Annotated in this window: 11 protein-coding genes; 4 read left to right on the forward strand and 7 right to left on the reverse strand. The window is 69.1% G+C overall.

Going from position 1 to position 18,217, the window contains the following annotated elements; genetic code table 11:
* Window positions 1-145 precede the first annotated feature (145 nt).
* Window positions 146-2,509: an alpha/beta hydrolase family protein gene (locus Acor_RS33020; RefSeq protein WP_155340696.1), complete on the forward strand. Its 2,364-nt coding sequence runs from the start codon at window positions 146-148 to the stop codon at window positions 2,507-2,509.
* 122 nt (window positions 2,510-2,631) lie between these two features.
* Window positions 2,632-3,897 carry a hypothetical protein gene (locus Acor_RS33025; protein WP_155340697.1) on the forward strand — a complete coding sequence of 422 codons (1,266 nt, stop codon included), beginning with the start codon at window positions 2,632-2,634 and terminating at the stop codon, window positions 3,895-3,897.
* Here the strand turns inward: Acor_RS33025 and Acor_RS33030 are convergent.
* Together Acor_RS33030 and Acor_RS33035 are read right to left on the reverse strand one after the other, a co-directional pair.
* On the reverse strand, window positions 3,894-5,594 hold the full coding sequence (locus tag Acor_RS33030; RefSeq protein ID WP_170317190.1) for a sensor histidine kinase: 1,701 nt from the start codon (window positions 5,592-5,594) through the stop codon (window positions 3,894-3,896). The genes Acor_RS33025 and Acor_RS33030 overlap by 4 nt on opposite strands.
* A gap of 101 nt (window positions 5,595-5,695) precedes the next feature.
* Window positions 5,696-6,355, reverse strand: coding sequence for a response regulator (locus Acor_RS33035; RefSeq protein ID WP_155340699.1), 660 nt, complete (start codon window positions 6,353-6,355; stop codon window positions 5,696-5,698).
* Window positions 6,356-6,528: 173 nt separating this feature from the next.
* Here Acor_RS33035 and Acor_RS33040 point away from each other — a divergent pair, with 173 nt between their 5' ends.
* Window positions 6,529-6,975 carry a hypothetical protein gene (locus Acor_RS33040; RefSeq protein ID WP_155340700.1) on the forward strand — a complete coding sequence of 149 codons (447 nt, stop codon included), beginning with the start codon at window positions 6,529-6,531 and terminating at the stop codon, window positions 6,973-6,975.
* An 83-nt stretch (window positions 6,976-7,058) separates the two neighbouring features.
* On the opposite strand, the gene Acor_RS33045 is transcribed toward Acor_RS33040, so the two are convergent.
* From Acor_RS33045 to Acor_RS33055, 3 genes are all read right to left on the reverse strand, one after another.
* Window positions 7,059-8,381 carry a HAMP domain-containing sensor histidine kinase gene (locus Acor_RS33045; protein ID WP_218034626.1) on the reverse strand — a complete coding sequence of 441 codons (1,323 nt, stop codon included), beginning with the start codon at window positions 8,379-8,381 and terminating at the stop codon, window positions 7,059-7,061.
* A 200-nt stretch (window positions 8,382-8,581) separates the two neighbouring features.
* Window positions 8,582-13,027, reverse strand: a complete 4,446-nt coding sequence (locus Acor_RS33050; RefSeq protein WP_155340702.1) for a caspase, EACC1-associated type — start codon at window positions 13,025-13,027, stop codon at window positions 8,582-8,584.
* The gene (locus Acor_RS33055) at window positions 13,014-13,418 is read right to left on the reverse strand and encodes an effector-associated constant component EACC1 (RefSeq protein WP_155340703.1); all 405 of its coding nucleotides are present in this window, start codon (window positions 13,416-13,418) and stop codon (window positions 13,014-13,016) included. Before Acor_RS33055 ends, Acor_RS33050 begins: the two co-directional genes overlap by 14 nt.
* 402 nt (window positions 13,419-13,820) lie before the next feature.
* Here Acor_RS33055 and Acor_RS33060 point away from each other — a divergent pair, with 402 nt between their 5' ends.
* Window positions 13,821-15,926 carry an ATP-binding protein gene (locus Acor_RS33060; protein WP_155340704.1) on the forward strand — a complete coding sequence of 702 codons (2,106 nt, stop codon included), beginning with the start codon at window positions 13,821-13,823 and terminating at the stop codon, window positions 15,924-15,926.
* Here Acor_RS33060 and Acor_RS33065 read toward each other — a convergent pair.
* The gene (locus Acor_RS33065; RefSeq protein ID WP_170317192.1) at window positions 15,894-16,850 is read right to left on the reverse strand and encodes a carbohydrate kinase family protein; all 957 of its coding nucleotides are present in this window, start codon (window positions 16,848-16,850) and stop codon (window positions 15,894-15,896) included. The two genes, Acor_RS33060 and Acor_RS33065, sit on opposite strands and share 33 nt — an antisense overlap.
* Window positions 16,851-16,852: 2 nt before the next feature.
* Entirely contained in the window at window positions 16,853-17,995 is a 1,143-nt protein-coding gene (locus tag Acor_RS33070; RefSeq protein WP_246239476.1) for a hypothetical protein, read from the reverse strand.
* Between the last annotated feature and the right edge of the window lie 222 nt (window positions 17,996-18,217).

Below are 18,217 nucleotides of genomic sequence, written 5' to 3' on the forward strand. Positions count from 1 at the left end.
GTCACGGGCTCTTTTCGGCAGAGGTGGCTGATCGTTAACGCAGCCGCAACGCGAGTTAATGCAGTGACAAAACGTGAACGTTCTACTTAGTGCAGTTTCGTGAGCTTTGTGTGGCTTGCGTGACTTTCAGCACGAGAGGAATGTCATGAGGCTTTCTAGGGCTGCGCGCTGGCGCGGTCTGGCCGCCGTAATCGTCGCGGTGGTGACGGGGGCCGTGTCGCTCCCCATCCCCGCGACCGCCGCCGACACGTGGTCGGTTGTGCCGGTCGACGGCGGATATCAGGTGACGTTACGTCTGGACGAACCCCTGCCGGTGCGTAACGCCGCACCAGAACTGGCGATCAACGGGCAATCGCTCGGTTACGCGACAGAAAGCGACGAGGGCCATACGCTCACGCTGCTGACCCCCGACCCCCGGGCCGGCCAGGCCACGAGCGTCCAGGTCGCCTGGAACGGCGTGGTCGAATCCAGGGTCACCGCCAAGGCCATCTACATCCCGCCGGCCGAGCCGCAGCCGTCGACGATCCCCACCGACCCCGGCGTGCTCGGGCCGTACGAGGTCGAGGAGAGCGGCTACGACCTGGGCCAGACCGCGATCACGCTTGACGGGCTCGGCGGCCGGTTGGGCGAACTCCGCGCCCAGGTCTATCTGCCGAAGGGCGTGACAGGACGCCGCCCGCTGGTGCTCTTCCTGCACGGCCGCCACTCGGCCTGCTACAACCCGATCACCCGGCAGACCAGCAACAGCGCCTGGCCGTGCCCGGCCGGGCAGCAGCCGATCGAGAGCTTCAAGGGCTACAAGGGCCCGGCCGACGCGCTGGCCAGCCACGGCTACGCGGTCGTGTCGGTGAGCGCCAACGCCGTCAACGCCTTCGACGCCAACTTCTCCGAGGACCGGGGCGCGCTGGCCCGCGGCGAAGTCGTCATGCGCCACCTCGACCTGCTCAACGCCGCCGAGAGCGGCAAGGGCGACCCCCAGCTGGTCTCTCTGTTCCGGGGCAGGATCGACCTGGACAACGTCGGCCTGATGGGGCACTCGCGTGGCGGCGAGGGCGTCGCCAAGGCCGTGCTCATGAACGCCGGCCGGGCCAAGCCGTACGGCATCCGGGCCGTGCTGCCGCTCGCGCCGACCGACTTCGCCCGGATGTCGCTGCCGGGCATCCCGACCGCGACGATCCTGCCGTACTGCGACGGCGACGTCTCCAACCAGCAGGGCCAGCACTTCTACGACGACTCGCTGTACGCCGTCCCCGGCGACACCGCGTTCCGGTCGTCGTTGATGGTGATGGGCACCGACCACAACTTCTTCAACACCGAGTGGACGCCCGGCGTGGCGACCGCGCCCGCCTCCGACGACTGGTCCAACAACAACGACCCGGTCTGCGGCAACCGGGCGGCGTCCCGGCTGAGCGCGGCCGAGCAGTACGCCGTCGGCACCGCCTTCATGGCCGGGTTCTTCCGGCTGGTCCAGGGCCGGGAGACCGCGCTGCTGCCGCTGTTCGACGGCAGCGGCAAGACGGTGGCCTCCACCGGTCGCGCCGTCGTGTACACCGTCGCCCAGGCTCCCGCCTCCAGCCGGATCGACGTGGCGACCTTCGCCGGGTCCTCCCCCGCCCTCGTGTCGGGCGCGGCCACCGGCACGGTCTGCGCGAGCATGCTCGACCGGTCGCCGCAGAGCGGGCTTCCGTCCTGCGCGACCAAGCTGACCACCTCGCAGGCGCCGTCCTGGACGCCCGCGACCTACCTGCCGAACGCCGTCGCCACCCCGTTGCTGCGGTTCGCCTGGCAAGACACGTCCGGAAAAATCACCATTCCTCTGGCGGAGGGCTCGCGGAACATCTCCAAGGCCGAACTGCTCACCTTCCGGGTCGCCCGGGATGAGAACATCGCGGCGTCCGCCCCGCTCGACCTGAACATCACCCTGGTCGACGGGCGCGACCGCAGCGTCACCGTGCCGGTGTCGTCGCTCAGCACCGCGCTGACCGCGCTGCCCGGCCTCGCTTCTCCGCTGCCTAAGACCTGGCTGCGGACGGTACGGATGCCGCTCAGCGGCCTCAACGGTCTCGACAAGAAGGACATCAAGGAGGTGACGCTCACCGGAACCTCCGACACCGGCGGCGTCTACCTGGCTGACCTGTCCTTCACCCGGTTCCGGGTCGGCGAGGAGACCATCGCCGCCCTGCCTCAGGTGTCCGTCGGCGACCTGACCGTCCTGGAAGGCAACGGCCCCGGCACGGCGCAGATCCCGGTGGCCCTGTCCAAGCCGTCGGACGTGCCGGTGACCGTGACCGTCCAGGCGCTCGCCGCCGGAACCGGCCCGGTCATCACGCAGGTCGCGGCCACCGTCACCATCCCCGCCGGGCAGACCGGCGGCCTGTTCACCGTCCCGCTGGTGGGCAACACCGTCAAGACGACGGCCGCCCAGTCCTACCAGGTGATCGCGGGCGTCTCCGCGAACGCGACCATCGGGGACGGCTTCGCCCGCCTGGTCGTCACCGACGACGACTGACCCAGCCCGAACCGCTCCACCACGGCGGCGGCCTCCGGGTCGCCGCCGTCTTCGACCGCCGACGAACCAAAGCGCGTGACCGGACATCACACCTATGACGGTGTCGAGCTGGAGGTTCCGGGATGCGCATGCGGTGGCTCAGCGGACTGGCGGTCGGCTGCCTCCTCCTGGCGGGATGCCAGGCGTCCCTCCCGGGATGGACGGATTCGCTGCTGCTCGGACCCGACGAGTTGTACGGCGCGGAGCCCGTCCCCCGCTCCCCCGGCGAGGATCCCCCGCTCCCGCCGATGCCGTGCCCCGGCGAGCCGCCCCCGTCTCCCACCGAAGAACGGGCGATCACCGCGACCGTCAGCCCCGGCGGCGAACGCCAGTACAAGATCCACCAGTACGTGGGCCGATTCCGGACCGGCGAGCCCCAGCAGTACCTCATGGAACTGCACAGCCACATCCTCCGCTGCGGACGTGCCGAATCCGCGCCGGGCAAGGACGGCTACCAACTGGTGTCGACCAACACCGGCACGCCCGGTTCGATCGTCCTGCTTCGGTACGCGACTGAGGAGGGCGGCGGGGAGAAGGTCAGCGCCATCCTCATAGCGGCGGTCGGCGACCATCTGATCGCGGTCGCGGAGAGCACCGCCGGCGACGTCACCATGGTCAACGAAATCGGCGACCGCGCGTTACGCAAAGCCGGCGCTCCGACGGCCGACGCCCCTCCCGCGCCGAGCGTGGACACCAGCTGGCTCACATACTCGGTGTCCGGCATATCCGCAGTGCGGCTGTCCGAGGACGGCCGGGTGCTGACTCTGGACGCGTCGCTGCCGGGTGGCGCGGACGGCTGTGCACGCGGGCTGACCGGACGGCTGGAAAGCATGGAGCCGAAACTGATCCGAATCGACCTGCGATTCGAGTCACGGCTGGCGGGCGTTTCCAACGGCTGCCCTCAACAGGTCATCGTTCCCGTGGACGTACACCTGCCGAAACCACTCGGCAAGCGGGACGTATACGTGAACATGTCCTGGCTGTACACGCTTGATTCGCCCGGCGTGCTCCGCCGCTGCGGCGAACTGGGATGCCACCCCGCCCCCACCGGATGCACAAAAGACTCCTACTACCAGGCCGCCCGCGACGCCGACACGCCCCGGCACAGCCGCTGGGATGCCCGCGGCTGCGACGGCGAATGGCTGATCCTGGACATCTCCATCGGCGCGGGCCCGGTCTGCGAGCCCGGCCAATCCTGCCCGTCCAACACCAACCGATGGTTCTACCGCGCCACCCCCTCCGGCTGGCGCGTGATCACCGCCACCCAGACAGCGGGCTGCACCACCGTCCAAAAGGCCGAACCCGCCTTTCCTGCCAGCCTGTGCAGCGAACTTTCCCAGCCAGGCTAGTTCGTGTCCAGCTGAGCGGATGGGCTGGCGTCGAGCGGAATGTTCGCGGTGATCGTGGCCCCGTTTGCCGTGGCGTCCACGGTGAGGGTGCCGCCGATCTGTTCGACGCGGTCGCGCATGGAGCGTAGGCCGACGCCCGGGGTCCAGTTCGCGGTGTTGTGGCCTTGGTCGTGGACCTCGATTCGCAGGGCGGGGCCGGGGGTCAGGGCGAAGGTGATGGTGGCTTCGGCGGCGCCGGAGTGGCGGGCCGCGTTGGTCACGGCTTCGACCGTCATTCGGTAGGCCGCCACTTCGACGGCGGCCGGTAGGTCTGGCAGGTCTTCGGGGGTGTGGATGGTGACGGCGAGGGGGCGGCCGTCGGCGGTGCGCATGGGTGCGATCTGTTGCCGTACCGCGCCGACCAGGCCCAGTTCGTCGAGGGCGCGCGGGCGCAGGCCGTACACGATGCGGCGGATCTCGGCGATCGCCTCGCCAGCGCCGCCGCGCAGGTCGCGGAGGATCTCCAGGGCGTCGTCGGGGGCGGAACGCAGCAGGTTCGCCGCCGCGTCAGCGCTGTAGGCGATGCCGGTGAGAGTGGGGCCCAGCCCGTCGTGGAGGTCATGGCGCATCCGGCGGCGTTCTTCTTCCAGGGCGTTGACCGCCTGGCCGCGGGATGCGCGTAGTTCTTCGGTCAGGCGTGCGGCGTGCAGGGCCTGCGCCAGGGGCACGCTCACCAGGCTGAGCACCGCGGAGGTGGCGGGGGCCGGACGCAGGTCGTCGGCGGGGAGCGCGACGACGAGGTCGCCGACGTGCGCGGCATCGGTGCGCAATTCGGTGACCACGGTGAGGGAGGCCCCGAACTCGCCGGACGACGCGATGATCTTCTCTCCTTGGCGTAGCGCGACACCCCGGACGGCCAGCGCGGTACGCAACGTGTCGAGCCATTTGGGCGGTGACGAACCGGCGGCCAGGTGGGTGCCGAGCCGGGTCAGGGTGTCGATGGGATCCGCTCTGCCGCCGAAGAGCATCTCGTCCACGCTGGTTCGTACCCAGCGCAGCATCGGGTGAAAGCCCGCGGCGACACCGACGGCGATGAGCACCCGCACGCCACGGGGTGGGATGTCGCCGGTGAGGGCGAGAATGGTCGCCTCCGTTCCCGCGTACAACGCGGCACCGAACGCGAACATGATCGTCAGGACGGTCAGGTTCGCGAGAACGGCACGCACGTCCACCACCCGCGGATTGATCACCGCGATCGCGGTGGCCAGGGGAAGCGACAGCGACAACACGGCCGCGACGACCCCCAAGAGGAGCGCGACACCAGGAGCGGCACCGCTGATGAAAACGAACAGCAACAGGCTCGTCGGGGCACTCACGACGAGCCCGAGAATCATCCACAACACCTGGCGCCGCTCATCACCCGAGGTCATCTCGAACAGCGCGAGCCCAGCACCCAGCATGACCACCCCGCAAACGGTCACAAGAAGCACCGCCGTCCGCGTGAACCCGGCCATCGTGGCGTACACCGCCGCGAGCCCAACAAGCGTGGCCAGAATGTCGGCCCACCGCATCACCGACGGTGCCGGCCCGGGCCGAACCACACGCCGCAGCGCCGCCGGGATCACGACCAGCACGGCGGCGACCCGCAGACCGCCAGCAAGATCAGAACGGCCAGCCGCGAGCGCGGCAAAGAAGATCAGCGCCGCCAGAATCAGCAACCGCCCAACCACAACTCCTCGACCAACCAGGACGATGGCATAGCCAGCCACCGCACAGCCAAGACCCACGATCAGCTGCCAGGCCACCGCCCACGCCGGCGTCATGATCGTGTGCCCTGGTCGCCGAGGCCTTTCTCGCGCGCCCTGACGATGGCCTCGGCACGGCTGGCCACCCGCAGCTTGGCGAAGATCGCCGACACATGGTTGCCAACCGTTTTCGGTGCCACACCGAGCTCCGCGGCGATGGCGCCGTTGCTCTGCCCTTGGGCGAGGCGGTCGAGGATCGCCCGTTCACGCGGCGTGAGATCCGGAAACGGATCGGGGGGCTGCGCGGTGCCGAGATAGCCGACCAGCCGTCCGGCGACACCCGGCCCGATGACCATCTGACCGGCGGCGACCGACCGGATGGCGGCGAGCAAGTCCTGCTGCTGCGCGCCTTTGAGCAGATATCCCCGCGCACCCGCCCGCATCGCCGACAGTACGCTCGCATCGTCCTCGAACATGGTCAGCACGAGCACCGCAGCGTCAGGCACCAGCACACTGAGCCGCCGCGTCGCCTCGATCCCATCCAAGTCCGGCATCTGGATGTCCATAATGATCACGTCCGGGCGGGTCAGCTGCGCTTGGCGCACCGTCTCCGCACCGGTCGCCGCCTCAGCCACCACCTCGACCGCGTCGAGCGAAGCCAGCAACGCGCCGATGCCACGGCGTACCACAAAATGATCGTCAGCAATGAGCACCCGGATCGGCGCATCGGTCATGCCCAGAGCATGACCGATCACCTCCCGCGACCGCATCGCCTCATGCCCACCCCAGACGGGCATATTTCCCGGCCCAACCGGGAACCGCACCCGATGCCACCCGGACGCACGCAAGCGCATGCTGCCCCATGCCGGACAATTACCCGGCTGACGCGCAGACGGGAGAAACCCGCATGACCACCCATCCGCCCCTCACCACCCAGAACAAGATAGGACTTGTCCTGGCGGCGGCCCTCGCACTCGCGGACCTCGGCCTGACCCGCACCGGCCTGGCCATCGGATTCGACTTCCCCGACCTCGACGTCGAAAACCAACCAAACCTCCCCCTCATTTGGGGCGGCCTCATCATCAGCTCAGTACCCGCGATAACAACGCTCGTCGCCATCGTCTACACCTGGCTAACCGCCAACCGAATCGGCTCCCGCATCATCGCCGGCGCCCGAGTCCTCTCCCTACTCCTCACCATCCCCATCTTCTTCGCCATAGGAATGGACGAATACGGCCACGTCTTCGGCCTACCAATCGTGCCCTTCACCGCCGGACACGTCCTGATCACCATCATCACGGTCATACTCGTACTCTCCCGCCCAACTGCCGCGCCCTTGCGACCTGGGCGGTGATCCGGCAGAAGCAGGAGCCGCTGACGGCGGCGAGCCAACTGGTCCAGGTCGCGGACATGGTGGGCCGGCCAGGCTGCCGAGGGTTACGTCGCGGGCCCGTCCGCCGTGTCCATCAATGGCAGCCGGAGGACGAAGCGTGCGCCTCGTGGTGCGTCCTCGACCAGCAGGGTTCCCTTGTGGGCCTGGGCGATGTCTCGGGAGATGGCCAGGCCGAGTCCGCTGCCGCCGGGTTCGCGGCGGCGGGCGGCGTCGAGGCGGACGAAGCGTTCGAAGACGCGTTCGCGGTCCTGGGGGGCGATGCCGTCGCCGTCGTCGGTCACGGTCACCACCGCCTGGTCGTCCGTGCGTTCGGCGGTGACCTCGACTTCGGCGTCGGCGTGCCGCCGGGCGTTGGCCACGAGGTTGCTCAGGATCCGGATCAGCTGGATGCGGTTGCCCCAGACCTTCACCTCACGGTCGATGTGGACGTGCACCGGCACGCCGTCCGCCAGGGTCGCCGTCTCCTGTGCGATCAGGGCGCTGAGGTCGATCGGCTCGTGCACGGCGGGGGCGCCGGCGCGGAGACGGGACAGCACCAGCAGGTCGTCGACGATCGCCACCAGCCGGTCGGTGACCGACAGGGCCTTGTGAACGGTTTCGCGGGGGTCGACGTCGCCGGGATAGAGGACCGCCTCCTCCAGCTGGGCGTGCAGGCCGGCGAGCGGGTTTCTGAGCTCGTGGGAGGTGGTGGAGGCGAAGCGGCGTTGCAGCTCCACCGACTCCTCCAGACGGGCCAGCGTCTGGTTGACGGTGAAAGCGAGGCGCCCGAACTCGTCGCACACCGGCGGCTGGGGCACCCGCAGGCTCAGGTCGCTCACCGTGATCTCCGACATCCGCTCCCGGATCGCCTCCACCCGGCTCATCAGCCGAGTCGCGAACCGCCAGTTTCCCCACGCCACGAGGAAGGTGACCAGCAGCACTCCGGCGGCGGTGGCGACTTCCAGGCCGTGGGAGACCAGGATGGCCGGTTGGCGCATGCCGGCGTAGACGAAATGCGCCTCACCCCCCGGGATCAGACGGTTGGTCTGGGGGAGAAGCCGGCTGGCGGTGAACAGGATGCACCCGCCTTCCGGGGAGCAAACCGTGCCGTCCTGGATCCGGTCGTCGTCCGGGGGCCGCAGCGCGCTCAGCGGCGGCAGGCCCGCCGCCGCCTCGCTGGCGGCGACCACCTGGCCGCCGGAGTCGACGAGTTGCAGCAGGTCGACACTGGTCGACGACGACGTCGCCGACGGTATCCCGTCCGCTGCGAAGGACCCGATCCACTCGGTGGAGGCTCGCTGTGTCTCATGGAAAGCCTGAACCCGGACCCTGTCCAGGACCAGAAAGTCGAGGCTGACACCGATCACGGTGAGGAAGATCAACGCCATCACCGCGACACCGAACGTGGTACGCGCGCGAACCGAATGCGGCAGAAGAGATGCCCATCCGCCTCCCACCACAATCCCCCTCCTTGCAAAAGCCCAGGTCAGGACGTTGTCAAGAGTAGTCATCAGGAGAGCAACCACCCACCAATCCGCCCATATCAGACCAAAAGAAGGCCAATGTTTTACCCGCCCTCAATGCGCGATCAGGCGGCGGCGCACGGCCGTTCGTACGGGATCAGCGGAACGAACAGCTCCCACTCGCCCTTGGTGATCTGGTTTCCCACGTTCTCGCAGATCCGCTCCGCCGCCCGCGTGATGTCCAGATCCCAGAGCCGGACCGTCCCGTCCAGCGCCGAGGAGACCAGGGTCCGCCCGTCCTGACTGAACGCGACCCCGAAGAGATCATCCGTGTGGCCGACCAGCGCGCCGGCGTCGATCGGGATCGCGGTGTCAGAGATCTCCAGCAGCCGGATCGTGCCGTCCGACGCGGTGACCGCCAGCGTCCGGCCGTCCGGGCTGAACGCCCATCTGCTCCAGATGTAGGGGGTGTCCTGGGGGTCGGCCACCTCGACGTCGATGGTCGCCATCAGCGCGGGCCGCAGCCGGTCGGTGATCTGCCAGAACTGCAGCGTCTGGTTGCCCAGCGCCACCGCCAGGATCCGGCCGTCCGGGCTGAAGATCGCGTCCTTGCTTTCCACCCTGACCCGGATGATGCCCGGCTCGCCCCCTTTGTCGAGGTCCCACAGCCGAATGTCGGAGAAGCCGCCGCCGGAGGCCAGCACGCGGCCGTCCGCGCTGAAGGTGTGCAGCCCGCTGGTCCCCGCCTCGTACGGCAGTGGACGGCCCCGCCTGACCGCGCGCCCCGAGGGGCCGATCAAATCCCAGAGCTGGGTCCCGCCCTCGCTGGCCCAGCTGGCCAAGGTGTGGCCGTCCGGGCTGAGCAGGATCATGGGGGTCTCCTCCTCGGCGGGCAACCCGAAATCGAAGATCCTGGGCCGACCGGGGCGCCACGGATCCGTCACGTCCCAGAGCCACACCTTGATCTCGGTCTCGGACATGGCGGCCAGCGTCTTCCCGTCCTTGCTGAACACCAGCAGGAGGTTGGGGTCGGAGGGCGCCTCCGGCAGCGGGGCGTAAGGGAGCAGCTTGGGGCCGCGCGTCTCAAAGAGGCGTACGGTGTCCGACGTCGTCGCCAGGACGGGCCGAGTGGGGCTGAACGCGATCCCGATCGTGTTCGTTTTAGCGTCCCCCGTGGGCCTGGCTCCCTTGACGGTGTAGGCGGCGGACCTGGCCACGTCGGCCAGGTTCCACTGCCGCAGGGTGCCGAGCAGGGAGCCGGTGACCAGGCTGTCGCCGTCCGCGGCGAAGTTGAGCGCGGTGAGCGCGTCCCCGCCGGTCCTGAAACGGTAGTTGCTGACCGGGAACCTGGTGCCGATCCGGGTCCACAGCCGGACCTCGCCGTCCTCGAACGCGGTGGCGAGCCGGGTCCCCTTGTCGTCGAACGCCAGATGGTTCACCGCCACGGTACCGATCTGGACCTGGGCCCGGGGGGCCCGGTTCTCGCTGTCGACGTCCCAGAACTCCACCGCGCCGGAATCCCGGCTGATCGCGAGGGCCGATCCGTTGGGGGAGATAGTGAGGGCCACCGCGTCGCCGCGGACCGGGGCAAGCCCTGCCGGCGCGTTGATGTCGGCGATGTTCCAGAGCTGAAGCTCCTCGACGGCCTGGCCGATCAGCGTCCTGCCGTCCGGGCTGAGCACGAGGTGGTCCTTGGGGCTCTCCTTGGTGGAACCGCTGTTGGTACGCACCCGGTAGGTGAGGGTCACGCTCGCCCCCGCGACCGGTTTCGCGGGATTCTCAATATTGAAGACCTGAATCAGCTGGTCAAAGTCTCCCGGCGACATCGCGACCGCCAGCCGGCGGCCGTCGGCGCTCAGCGCGACGAGGTTGACGCCCTTGGCGACGGGCACCTTCCGAGCCAGGACCGGCTTGGCCGGGTCACTCACGTCCCACAGTTCGACGGCCTTGTCGGTCCAGGTGGCCAGCACCGGCCGGCCGCTGCTCAGCGCCATCCCGAGGATCGACTGCGCCTCGCCGCCCAGGACCTTCACGGTCACCGGTCCGGCGGCCCCGCCGGTCTTCCACAGCCGGACCGTTCCATCACCGTTGGAGAACGTGGCCATCGTCCCTCGGCCGGGGCCGAAGGCGATGGTGTCCACCGAGTGGGTGTGGCCGGAGACGGCGGTGCCGATGGGGTGGGTGAGGGTTCGCAGCAGCGCGCTACGCGCTTCCGGGGTCTGCGCGATCTTGTGGGCGGCCACGGCGAGCTGGGCGGCCAGCAGCGGGTCCTTGATCCGGCGGGCGGTCTCCGCGACCCGGCGGGAGATGCCGTCGTCACGCTGCTCGACGGCTTCGACGTTCTTCGTCGTCCCGTACACGAGCGCCGACATCGCCAGCACGAGCAGGGCCGCGAGGGCCGCGATGACCTGATAGGTGACCCTGGTACGGCGACGCGCCCGCCGCGTACTCTCGGCCAGGAACTCCGCCTCCAGGCCGGACAGCTCCGCGGCCGGGTCCGCCACGGCGGACCGGGCGTCGGCCACCCGGTTGTCGGTGTAGAGGTAGGCGGGGTCGCGCTTGTTGCGCTGCCACTTGACGGCGTCCTCGCCCAGCTGCTGGCGGACCACCAGGGCCGTGCGGTCCGCCTCGATCCAGGCCCTGAACCGGGGCCAGGCGCGGATCAGCGCCTCGTGGGTGATCTCCACGCCGTCGTCGTCGACGGTCAGCAGCCGCGCGTGCACGAACCGGTCCAGCACATGCCGGGCGTCGTCATGCTGGGCCGAGGCGGCCGACGGGAGCAGCTCCGCCACCGGCACCTTCCTGCGGGTGTCCTCGGTGCCTTCGCCGAACCGGACCAGCCGGACCAGGAGCCGCCGGGCGGTCTCGTGGTCGCCCAGGTCGAGGCGCTTGAGGGTCTCGTCGGCGGTCTGGGCCAGCGCGCGCTTGATCCCGCCGGTGGCCCGGTAGCCGGCCAGCGTCAGCGTCCTGTCCTCGCGGTGGTGCCAGGTGGCGAGCAGGGCGTGGGACAGCAGCGGCAGGACCCGTCCGGCGCCGACCGAGCTGAGCTCGGCGCTCGTGCCGAGGTCTTCGAGCAGGAGGTCGACGAGCCCGTCCTGGAGAGTGAGGTCGCTCAGCATGGCCGGCCCCTCGATGACCTCCCGCAGCTGGGCCGGCGTCATCGGGCTGACGACCACGGGCCGGCCGAGGGCGGCGACCAGCTCGGGATAGGCGGCGCAGTGCCCGAAGAAGTCCGACCGCACGCCGATCACAACGACGGCGGGCGCGTCCTCCACCGGGTCGGCGCAGGCCGCGTCCAGCGCCTGGACGAAGGCCCGGCGGCTCTGCTCGTCGGGGCAGAGCGTGAAAAGCTCCTCGAACTGGTCGACGATGAGGACCGCGCGGCGGGTGGAGTCGGCCGCCGCGCTCCTGAGTAAGGTCCTGAAGTGACCCGGGTCGGCCAGCAGCCGCTCCCGCAGGTCCATCGGATGGGAGCCGTCGGCCTGGGCGAACCGCTCGGCCAGCGTTCTCAGCGGATCGTTCCCCGGCGTGAGGATCATGAACTCGGTGGCGCTGCCGTCCGCCCGCGAGGAGCCCCCCAGCGCGGGCACCAGCCCGGCGTAGAGCAGTGACGACTTCCCCGCCCCCGACGGGCCGGTCACCACGAGCGGGCCGGCCTGCGAGAACTGCCCGGCCACCCGGTCGATGAGCGAGAGCGTCAGCTCCGACCGCCCGAAGAAGAAGTCGGCGTCGTCCGCGCCGAAGGGGGTCAGCCCACGGTAGGGGCTGAACTCACCCACCCGCTCCCCCGGCGAGCCGGCGACGCCGAGGTAGGCGGCGTTGGGGGCGAGCACCTTCAGGTCGCCGTAGTCGGTGGCCTGACGCCGCGGCTCGGGCAGGCCGGCAACCGTCAGGGTCCGCGACAGCGACCGGTAGGCGTCGTCGAGGGTCAGCCACCGAGGGGCGGTGGCGTCACCCGCCGTGAACAAGTCGATGAGCGCCCCGCTGAACGCGGTGTGCCGCCGCCCCGGCGGAGCCCAGGCGACCTCGTCGCCGCTCGTCGAGGTCAGCACGTACGCCCCTGACCGCTGGGTGGTCTTGAACACCTCGTCCACGTCGCCCCGGCTGACCCCCTGAGCCCGCCCGGAGAAGCAGCAGTCCAGCACGACCAGCACCAGCGGCGCCCGGCAGTCGGTCAGCACCTCCCGCATCACCGCGTACGGGAGTGCCTCGTAGGCGGGGACGCCCTCGGTCAGGTCGATCGTCGAGTAGGTGGCGAGATGCAGCTCGTTTCGGGGGCTGACCAGGCCGTGGCCGACGTAGTAGACGACCAGGACTTCGCTGGCCTCGCCTGCCGTACGGGCCAGGGCGCGGGCGAACTCACGGGGGTCCTGGGGGTCTACCAGGGTCGTCAGGTGCGAGGGATCCAGCCCGGAGCGCTCCACCAGGCAGCGCCCGAGATCGGCGACCGTGTCCGGGATGGCGGGAACGGTGGTCAGCGTCGACCCCGCGGCGTAGGTCCCCGATCCGACGATCAGCACCCGCGCCCCGGGCACCGCGAGCATCGCCCGCCCTGGCTCAGCCCCCGCCATGATCGCCTTGGTTGCCGTTGGGGGCGGTCTCGCGGAGGACTTCGGCGATGTGGCTGGTCAGCGCGCGGGCGGCCGCGACGTCCAGCGATTTCACGCCCTTGGCGGTCACCTCGACCCGGGTCTCCTCAGCGCCCCTGGTCAGGCTCACGCTGACTTCCCCGCGCCGGGTCCGCAGCCACGCGATCACTACGGTCGCCATGGTGGCCACGGCGCCTCCCGCGCCGAGCAGCACCTGGAGCCCGTCTGTTCCGGCGCCGAGCGCGCCGGGCTCGATCTCCGCGTCGACCACGCGGACGAGGCCACGAAGTTCCTGTTCCTCCCGGAGCCACGCGTAGAGGTCGCGGACCCCGTCAGCTGAGTCCTGGGCAGTGATAGTCAGCAGAACGGTCACATTACGAGTATGGACACGATCTACGGTCCGGCATATGAGTACATCCCTACTCAATCCGGCTCGCCTGGTCCACAACCAGTGCGCGCCGACGAGAACAGCGGGGCTCCGTGAGACTGGAGACCCGCCCGTTTCTCCATGTCAGCGGCTGGATCCGCTGGTCAGGATTTGGTGCGCCTCCGCCACTACCCACCGAGGGTGGAGACGAATATCACCAGTGCAATAACCTCGCGAATCAGGCGATACGGTCAAACCCATACTTGGATGATCGTCTATAGATTTTCGGCTACTTCTCTGTGGCTATTTCCAGACATCGGATGCCTCCGCATACCGGACAGCTGGTAGACCAATCGGTGATAAAACCATTGATGATGATCTCGACAACGAACTTCCGCCTCCAGGGCCATGCGCCGAAATCCCGGTGACGGCGGCTTAACCTACGAACGTGTCAACCGGATCGACGGGACCGTTCTGGGCCCGGCGCTGCAGATTCACACGCTGATCGGCGATGTCAACTCGCACATCGGCGCTCGGCTACCCCCGCCTCAGCAACTCCCGCGTCCATGCACGCTTGTCGGCCGCGGGGAGCAACTGGATTCGCTCCACCGGGAGCTCGCCGCCGAAACCACGCGCGTGATCCTCGTGACCGGATCTCCTGGGGTCGGCAAGACCTCGATCGTGGTCCGTTGCGCACACAACATGATCGCCGGCTTCCCAGATGGCCAGCTCTACGTGGACCTGCAGGGGTACGCGCCAGTGGCGGCGCTGAATCCGGCTGACATCCTCGCCGGGTTCATCCGCGCGTTCGGGATCGCACACGAGCGAATCCCAGCGAATCCAGCTGAAAGATCCGCCCTTTTCAAGTCCCTGGTGGCCGGCCGGCGCGTCCTCGTCGTCCTGGACAACGCGAACTCGGCCGCACAGGTGGCTGACCTGGTGCCCGGTGACTGCATGGTCCTGGTCACCAGCCGAGAGAAGTTGGTCGGACTCGTCTGTGACGGCGCCCGGTTGATCCAGTTACGGCCGCTCTCCAGAAACGACGCGCTCGACCTGCTCCGCCAGATCGTCGATCCCGCGCGTCTGGAGCGCGAGCCGGAGTCGGCACATGAGCTGGTGGCCCTGTGCGAGGGGGTTCCGCTCGCTCTGTCGATCGTCGCGGCGCGACTGGCCGGCCGGGAGCACTTGGCGCTGTCGGACATGGTCCGGGACCTCGCGCAGGAGAAGCAACGACTGGATCGACTGTCCGCCGAGAACAGGGGAGTTCGGACTGCGCTGTGGATGTCCTACCGGCGCCTACCGGATGAGGTGGCGCGCCTGTACCGAGCGCTGGGGCGCTTTCCCGGCGTGATATTTGATGACTCGGTGGCGGCGGCCCTGCTCGATCAGCGTCCCGACCAGGTCCGACCGCTGATCGAGCGGCTCATCGAGGCCAACCTTCTGGACGACGTGCCCGGACGCGGCTACACCTTTCACGCGCTGGTGCGCCTGCATGCGCGGGAAATGGCCGACTCGACGGACCCGTCCGAACTCCGGACAACGATCGAACGTGCGGTGAACTGGTATGTCCAGTCCGCACGGTCGGCCTCTCGCTCGGTCAAGCCTTCCCGCAGAATTCCCGTTCCGGACTCGGACCTCAGCTTCAACAGCCCCGCGGCCGCACTGGACTGGATGCACCAGGAGTACAGCAATATCCGAACGGCCGCCAAGCTGGCCTTCGAACACCACCTCTACGAGGACACCTGGCACCTGGTCGACACCTTGTGGTCTCTGTTCCTGCACCGTGGTTACCAAGTGGAACGGCTGAACATCGAAGAGCTCGGGCTCTTAGCGGCCCAGGCGTGCCACAACCTCGAAGGGGAGGCCAAGATGCTGAACCGGGTCGGTCACTCGCTTCGCGCCCAGGCCAGATATGACGACGCCAAGAAACATTTCGAGCTCGCGCTGGACATCTGGCGTCAGCTGGACGACAACTACCGGATCGCGGGCGCGTACCGCCGGCTGGGGCTGGTGGAGCTGGATTGCGGCCGATATCAGGAAGCCGCCGCCCTCTTCCGGACGGCGATCAAGGGCTACGACGCGACCAGAGAGCCCCAGGCGGCCGCGCGCGCCACATGTGACCTCGCGCACACGATGATCGAGGATGGACGCCGTGGAGAGGCCGCGCCGCTCTTGGCCGGAGCGCTCACCGCCCTGGATGGTGACCCCTACAACAAGGCGAGAGCTTTGGTCCTGCTCGGGCTCGCACACTCGGACCAGCCCGGCATCGCGGAAGAACACCTCCAGCAAGGGCTGAAGCTGATGAGGGAGATCAAGTCTCCCGACGGCGAAGCCTTCGCCCTCCAGACCCTCGGGTTGGTAGCCCAAAGGTCTGGACAGCTGGAAAAGGCATCCGAGTACTACTGGTTGGCCCGCGTACTGCTGGCGGGGATGGATTCCGACACCGCCGAGATCGACCAGCGGCTCCGCCAGGTCACCTCCTCAGACGTCCCACCGGGACACCTCGGTCGGTGACGACGGGAGGGCGCACAGTTCGGTGAGGGTCAATGCGACCTTCCCCGGGATGCGATCCCCGATCTTCCAGCCGGCGTGCAGGACCGCCCGTTGCAGCGCGTGTACGGGATCCCCGGTGAACACCCAGAAGTGGAGGAACGTGGCGAACAGTGCGTCCCCGGCACCGGACGTGCTGACCACGCCCCGGGGGGCGGCGGCGTCCACGGTGACCAAGCGGCCGTCCCGCAGCCCCAGCATCGCGCCCTCCGGTCCCCGGCCGACCCCCACCAGGTGGCAACGGGGGTATCGCTCGAAGATCTGACGAATCCACAGTTCCGGCGGGACGGGGAGACGCTCGTGGCTGGAGAAGACGATTCTGGCCGCTCGTAACCACGGCTGGCTGTAGGAATCGGACAGGTCGGCGATGAGGTGGGTGTCCACCGCGATCGGGATGCCGAGCAGGTCCGCGCGGGCGACCAGCGGGCGGACGAACTTCGCGTTCGTCATCACCAGCAGGTCGGCCCCCTGGGCCTGGGCCGCGAACGTCTCGTACGGATACTCGACGTCGTTGACCGGCGAGAGATGCGGATACCCCATGCGACGCCCGTCGGGGCCGACCAGCACCACGCCCATCGACGAACCGTGGCCGGGGATCACCCCGGGGCCGAGCAGGCCGTCGTGGTCGAGTTCGGCCCGGATGCCGGCGCCGACGATGTCGGACCCGACGACCGTGCAGAGGCGGATGTCGCCGCCCAGCGTGCGCATCGTGCGGGCGATGTGCGCGGCGGCGCCGAATACCCCGCCCGACAACCACCTGGGCGTACAGGTCGGGAGATACCGGATAGGGAACCCCTCCACCCCGAGTGACAGGTAGAAACTGGTGGCGCCCGCCACCACGATGGTCCGGCCCATGTCATCACCTCGGCGGGGCGGTTCGACCAGCATGATCATCCTTCCTGGTGCGCGATGACGAACGGCATCGGGACCGGCGTGGCGACCGGGATCGTCGCGGGCTGCCGCAGGCCCATCAGCCGGTAGAGCAGGCGGCGCATGTTGCGGTGGAATTGGCCGGGCGCGGAGGTGACGCGCTCCCCCACCCGCCGGTACTGGTCCGGTTCCAGCGCGGCCACGGCCCGGTCTAGCTGGCTGCGGAGCGGCCGGTCCCGGTTGATCCGGGGCGCGACGGCGGCCAGCTCGGCGAGCGGCGACTCCGGGGCCACCTCGGCCGCCTCGAAGCTGGCCAGCATGACGGGCACCCCGATGGCGGCCCCGTAGAGGGTCGCAGAACCGTGATCGCCGATCACCCAGTCGGCCGCCACCAGCACCCCGCGCCAGTCCTGTTCGGGCATCAGCACGCGCAGCCCCCGGCGCTGGCAGTCGGCCAGCCAGGTCAGGATCTGCCAGGGTCCGTGCCCGAACCACACGTTGGGGTGGAGCAGCGCCACCACCAGGTACTCGCTGGCCGGCAGCTCGTCGACCAGGCGCGACAGCAGGCCGGACCGCTTGGCGAACAGCGAGTGCGGCCCCCAGGTGGAGCTCACCGCGACCACCTTCTGGCGCGGCCCTGCCCCCAGTGCGCGCCGGTAGCGGTCCCGGCCGGGCCTGCTGGCCGACAGCCGGTCGAAACTCGGGTCGCCCACCACCTCGGCCACCGGGACCGCCTGCGGGCAGGCCCGCCCCAACCGCCCGAGCTCGGCCTGGTGGGACAGCACGATCGAGGACGCGACCACGCTGCCGTCCCGGATCAGGCGCTGCGCGTCCAGGCCGTAAGTGGAACGTTCCCCCATGTTCTGCTTGCCCGGCGGCGGCGACACCCGTTTGTTGAATCCGGTGCCGTGCTCCATCACGATCAGCGGCGCGTGCACCTCGTGCACCGACCCGTGCGCGGCCGCGATGGCCAGATCGAACGACATTGTCACGGCCTGCCGCCAGGGCAGCAGCAGGGCTCCGATACTTTCGACGAACTCCTCGACGCCGTTGTTGAATACGTCCGGCGCCATCGTGAACATGACCTGAATCCGCAGATCGGATTCGACCAGCTCGACCACGTCCATCAGCCGCTGCCCTGAGGTGACCGTGTGCACGATCACCAGCAGCGTTTTGCAGTTCCCCCGGGTCGCCCACCGTCGGGCGTCCCGCCCCACCGGTACCCGGCACCATTCCTGAGTCGGCATTACGCTTCTACAGCCCCCTCGCTCATCCAGTCCTCGGCGACCCCCGATCGCCTCACCGTGAGCGTCCACGCCGTACATTGCGGAAACCTTGCGGGGACCTTACTGACATTGTCATGACGGCCAGAATGCGATTCCACT

The sequence above is a fragment of the Acrocarpospora corrugata genome (genome assembly GCF_009687845.1).
In the GTDB taxonomy this organism is placed as follows: domain Bacteria; phylum Actinomycetota; class Actinomycetes; order Streptosporangiales; family Streptosporangiaceae; genus Acrocarpospora; species Acrocarpospora corrugata.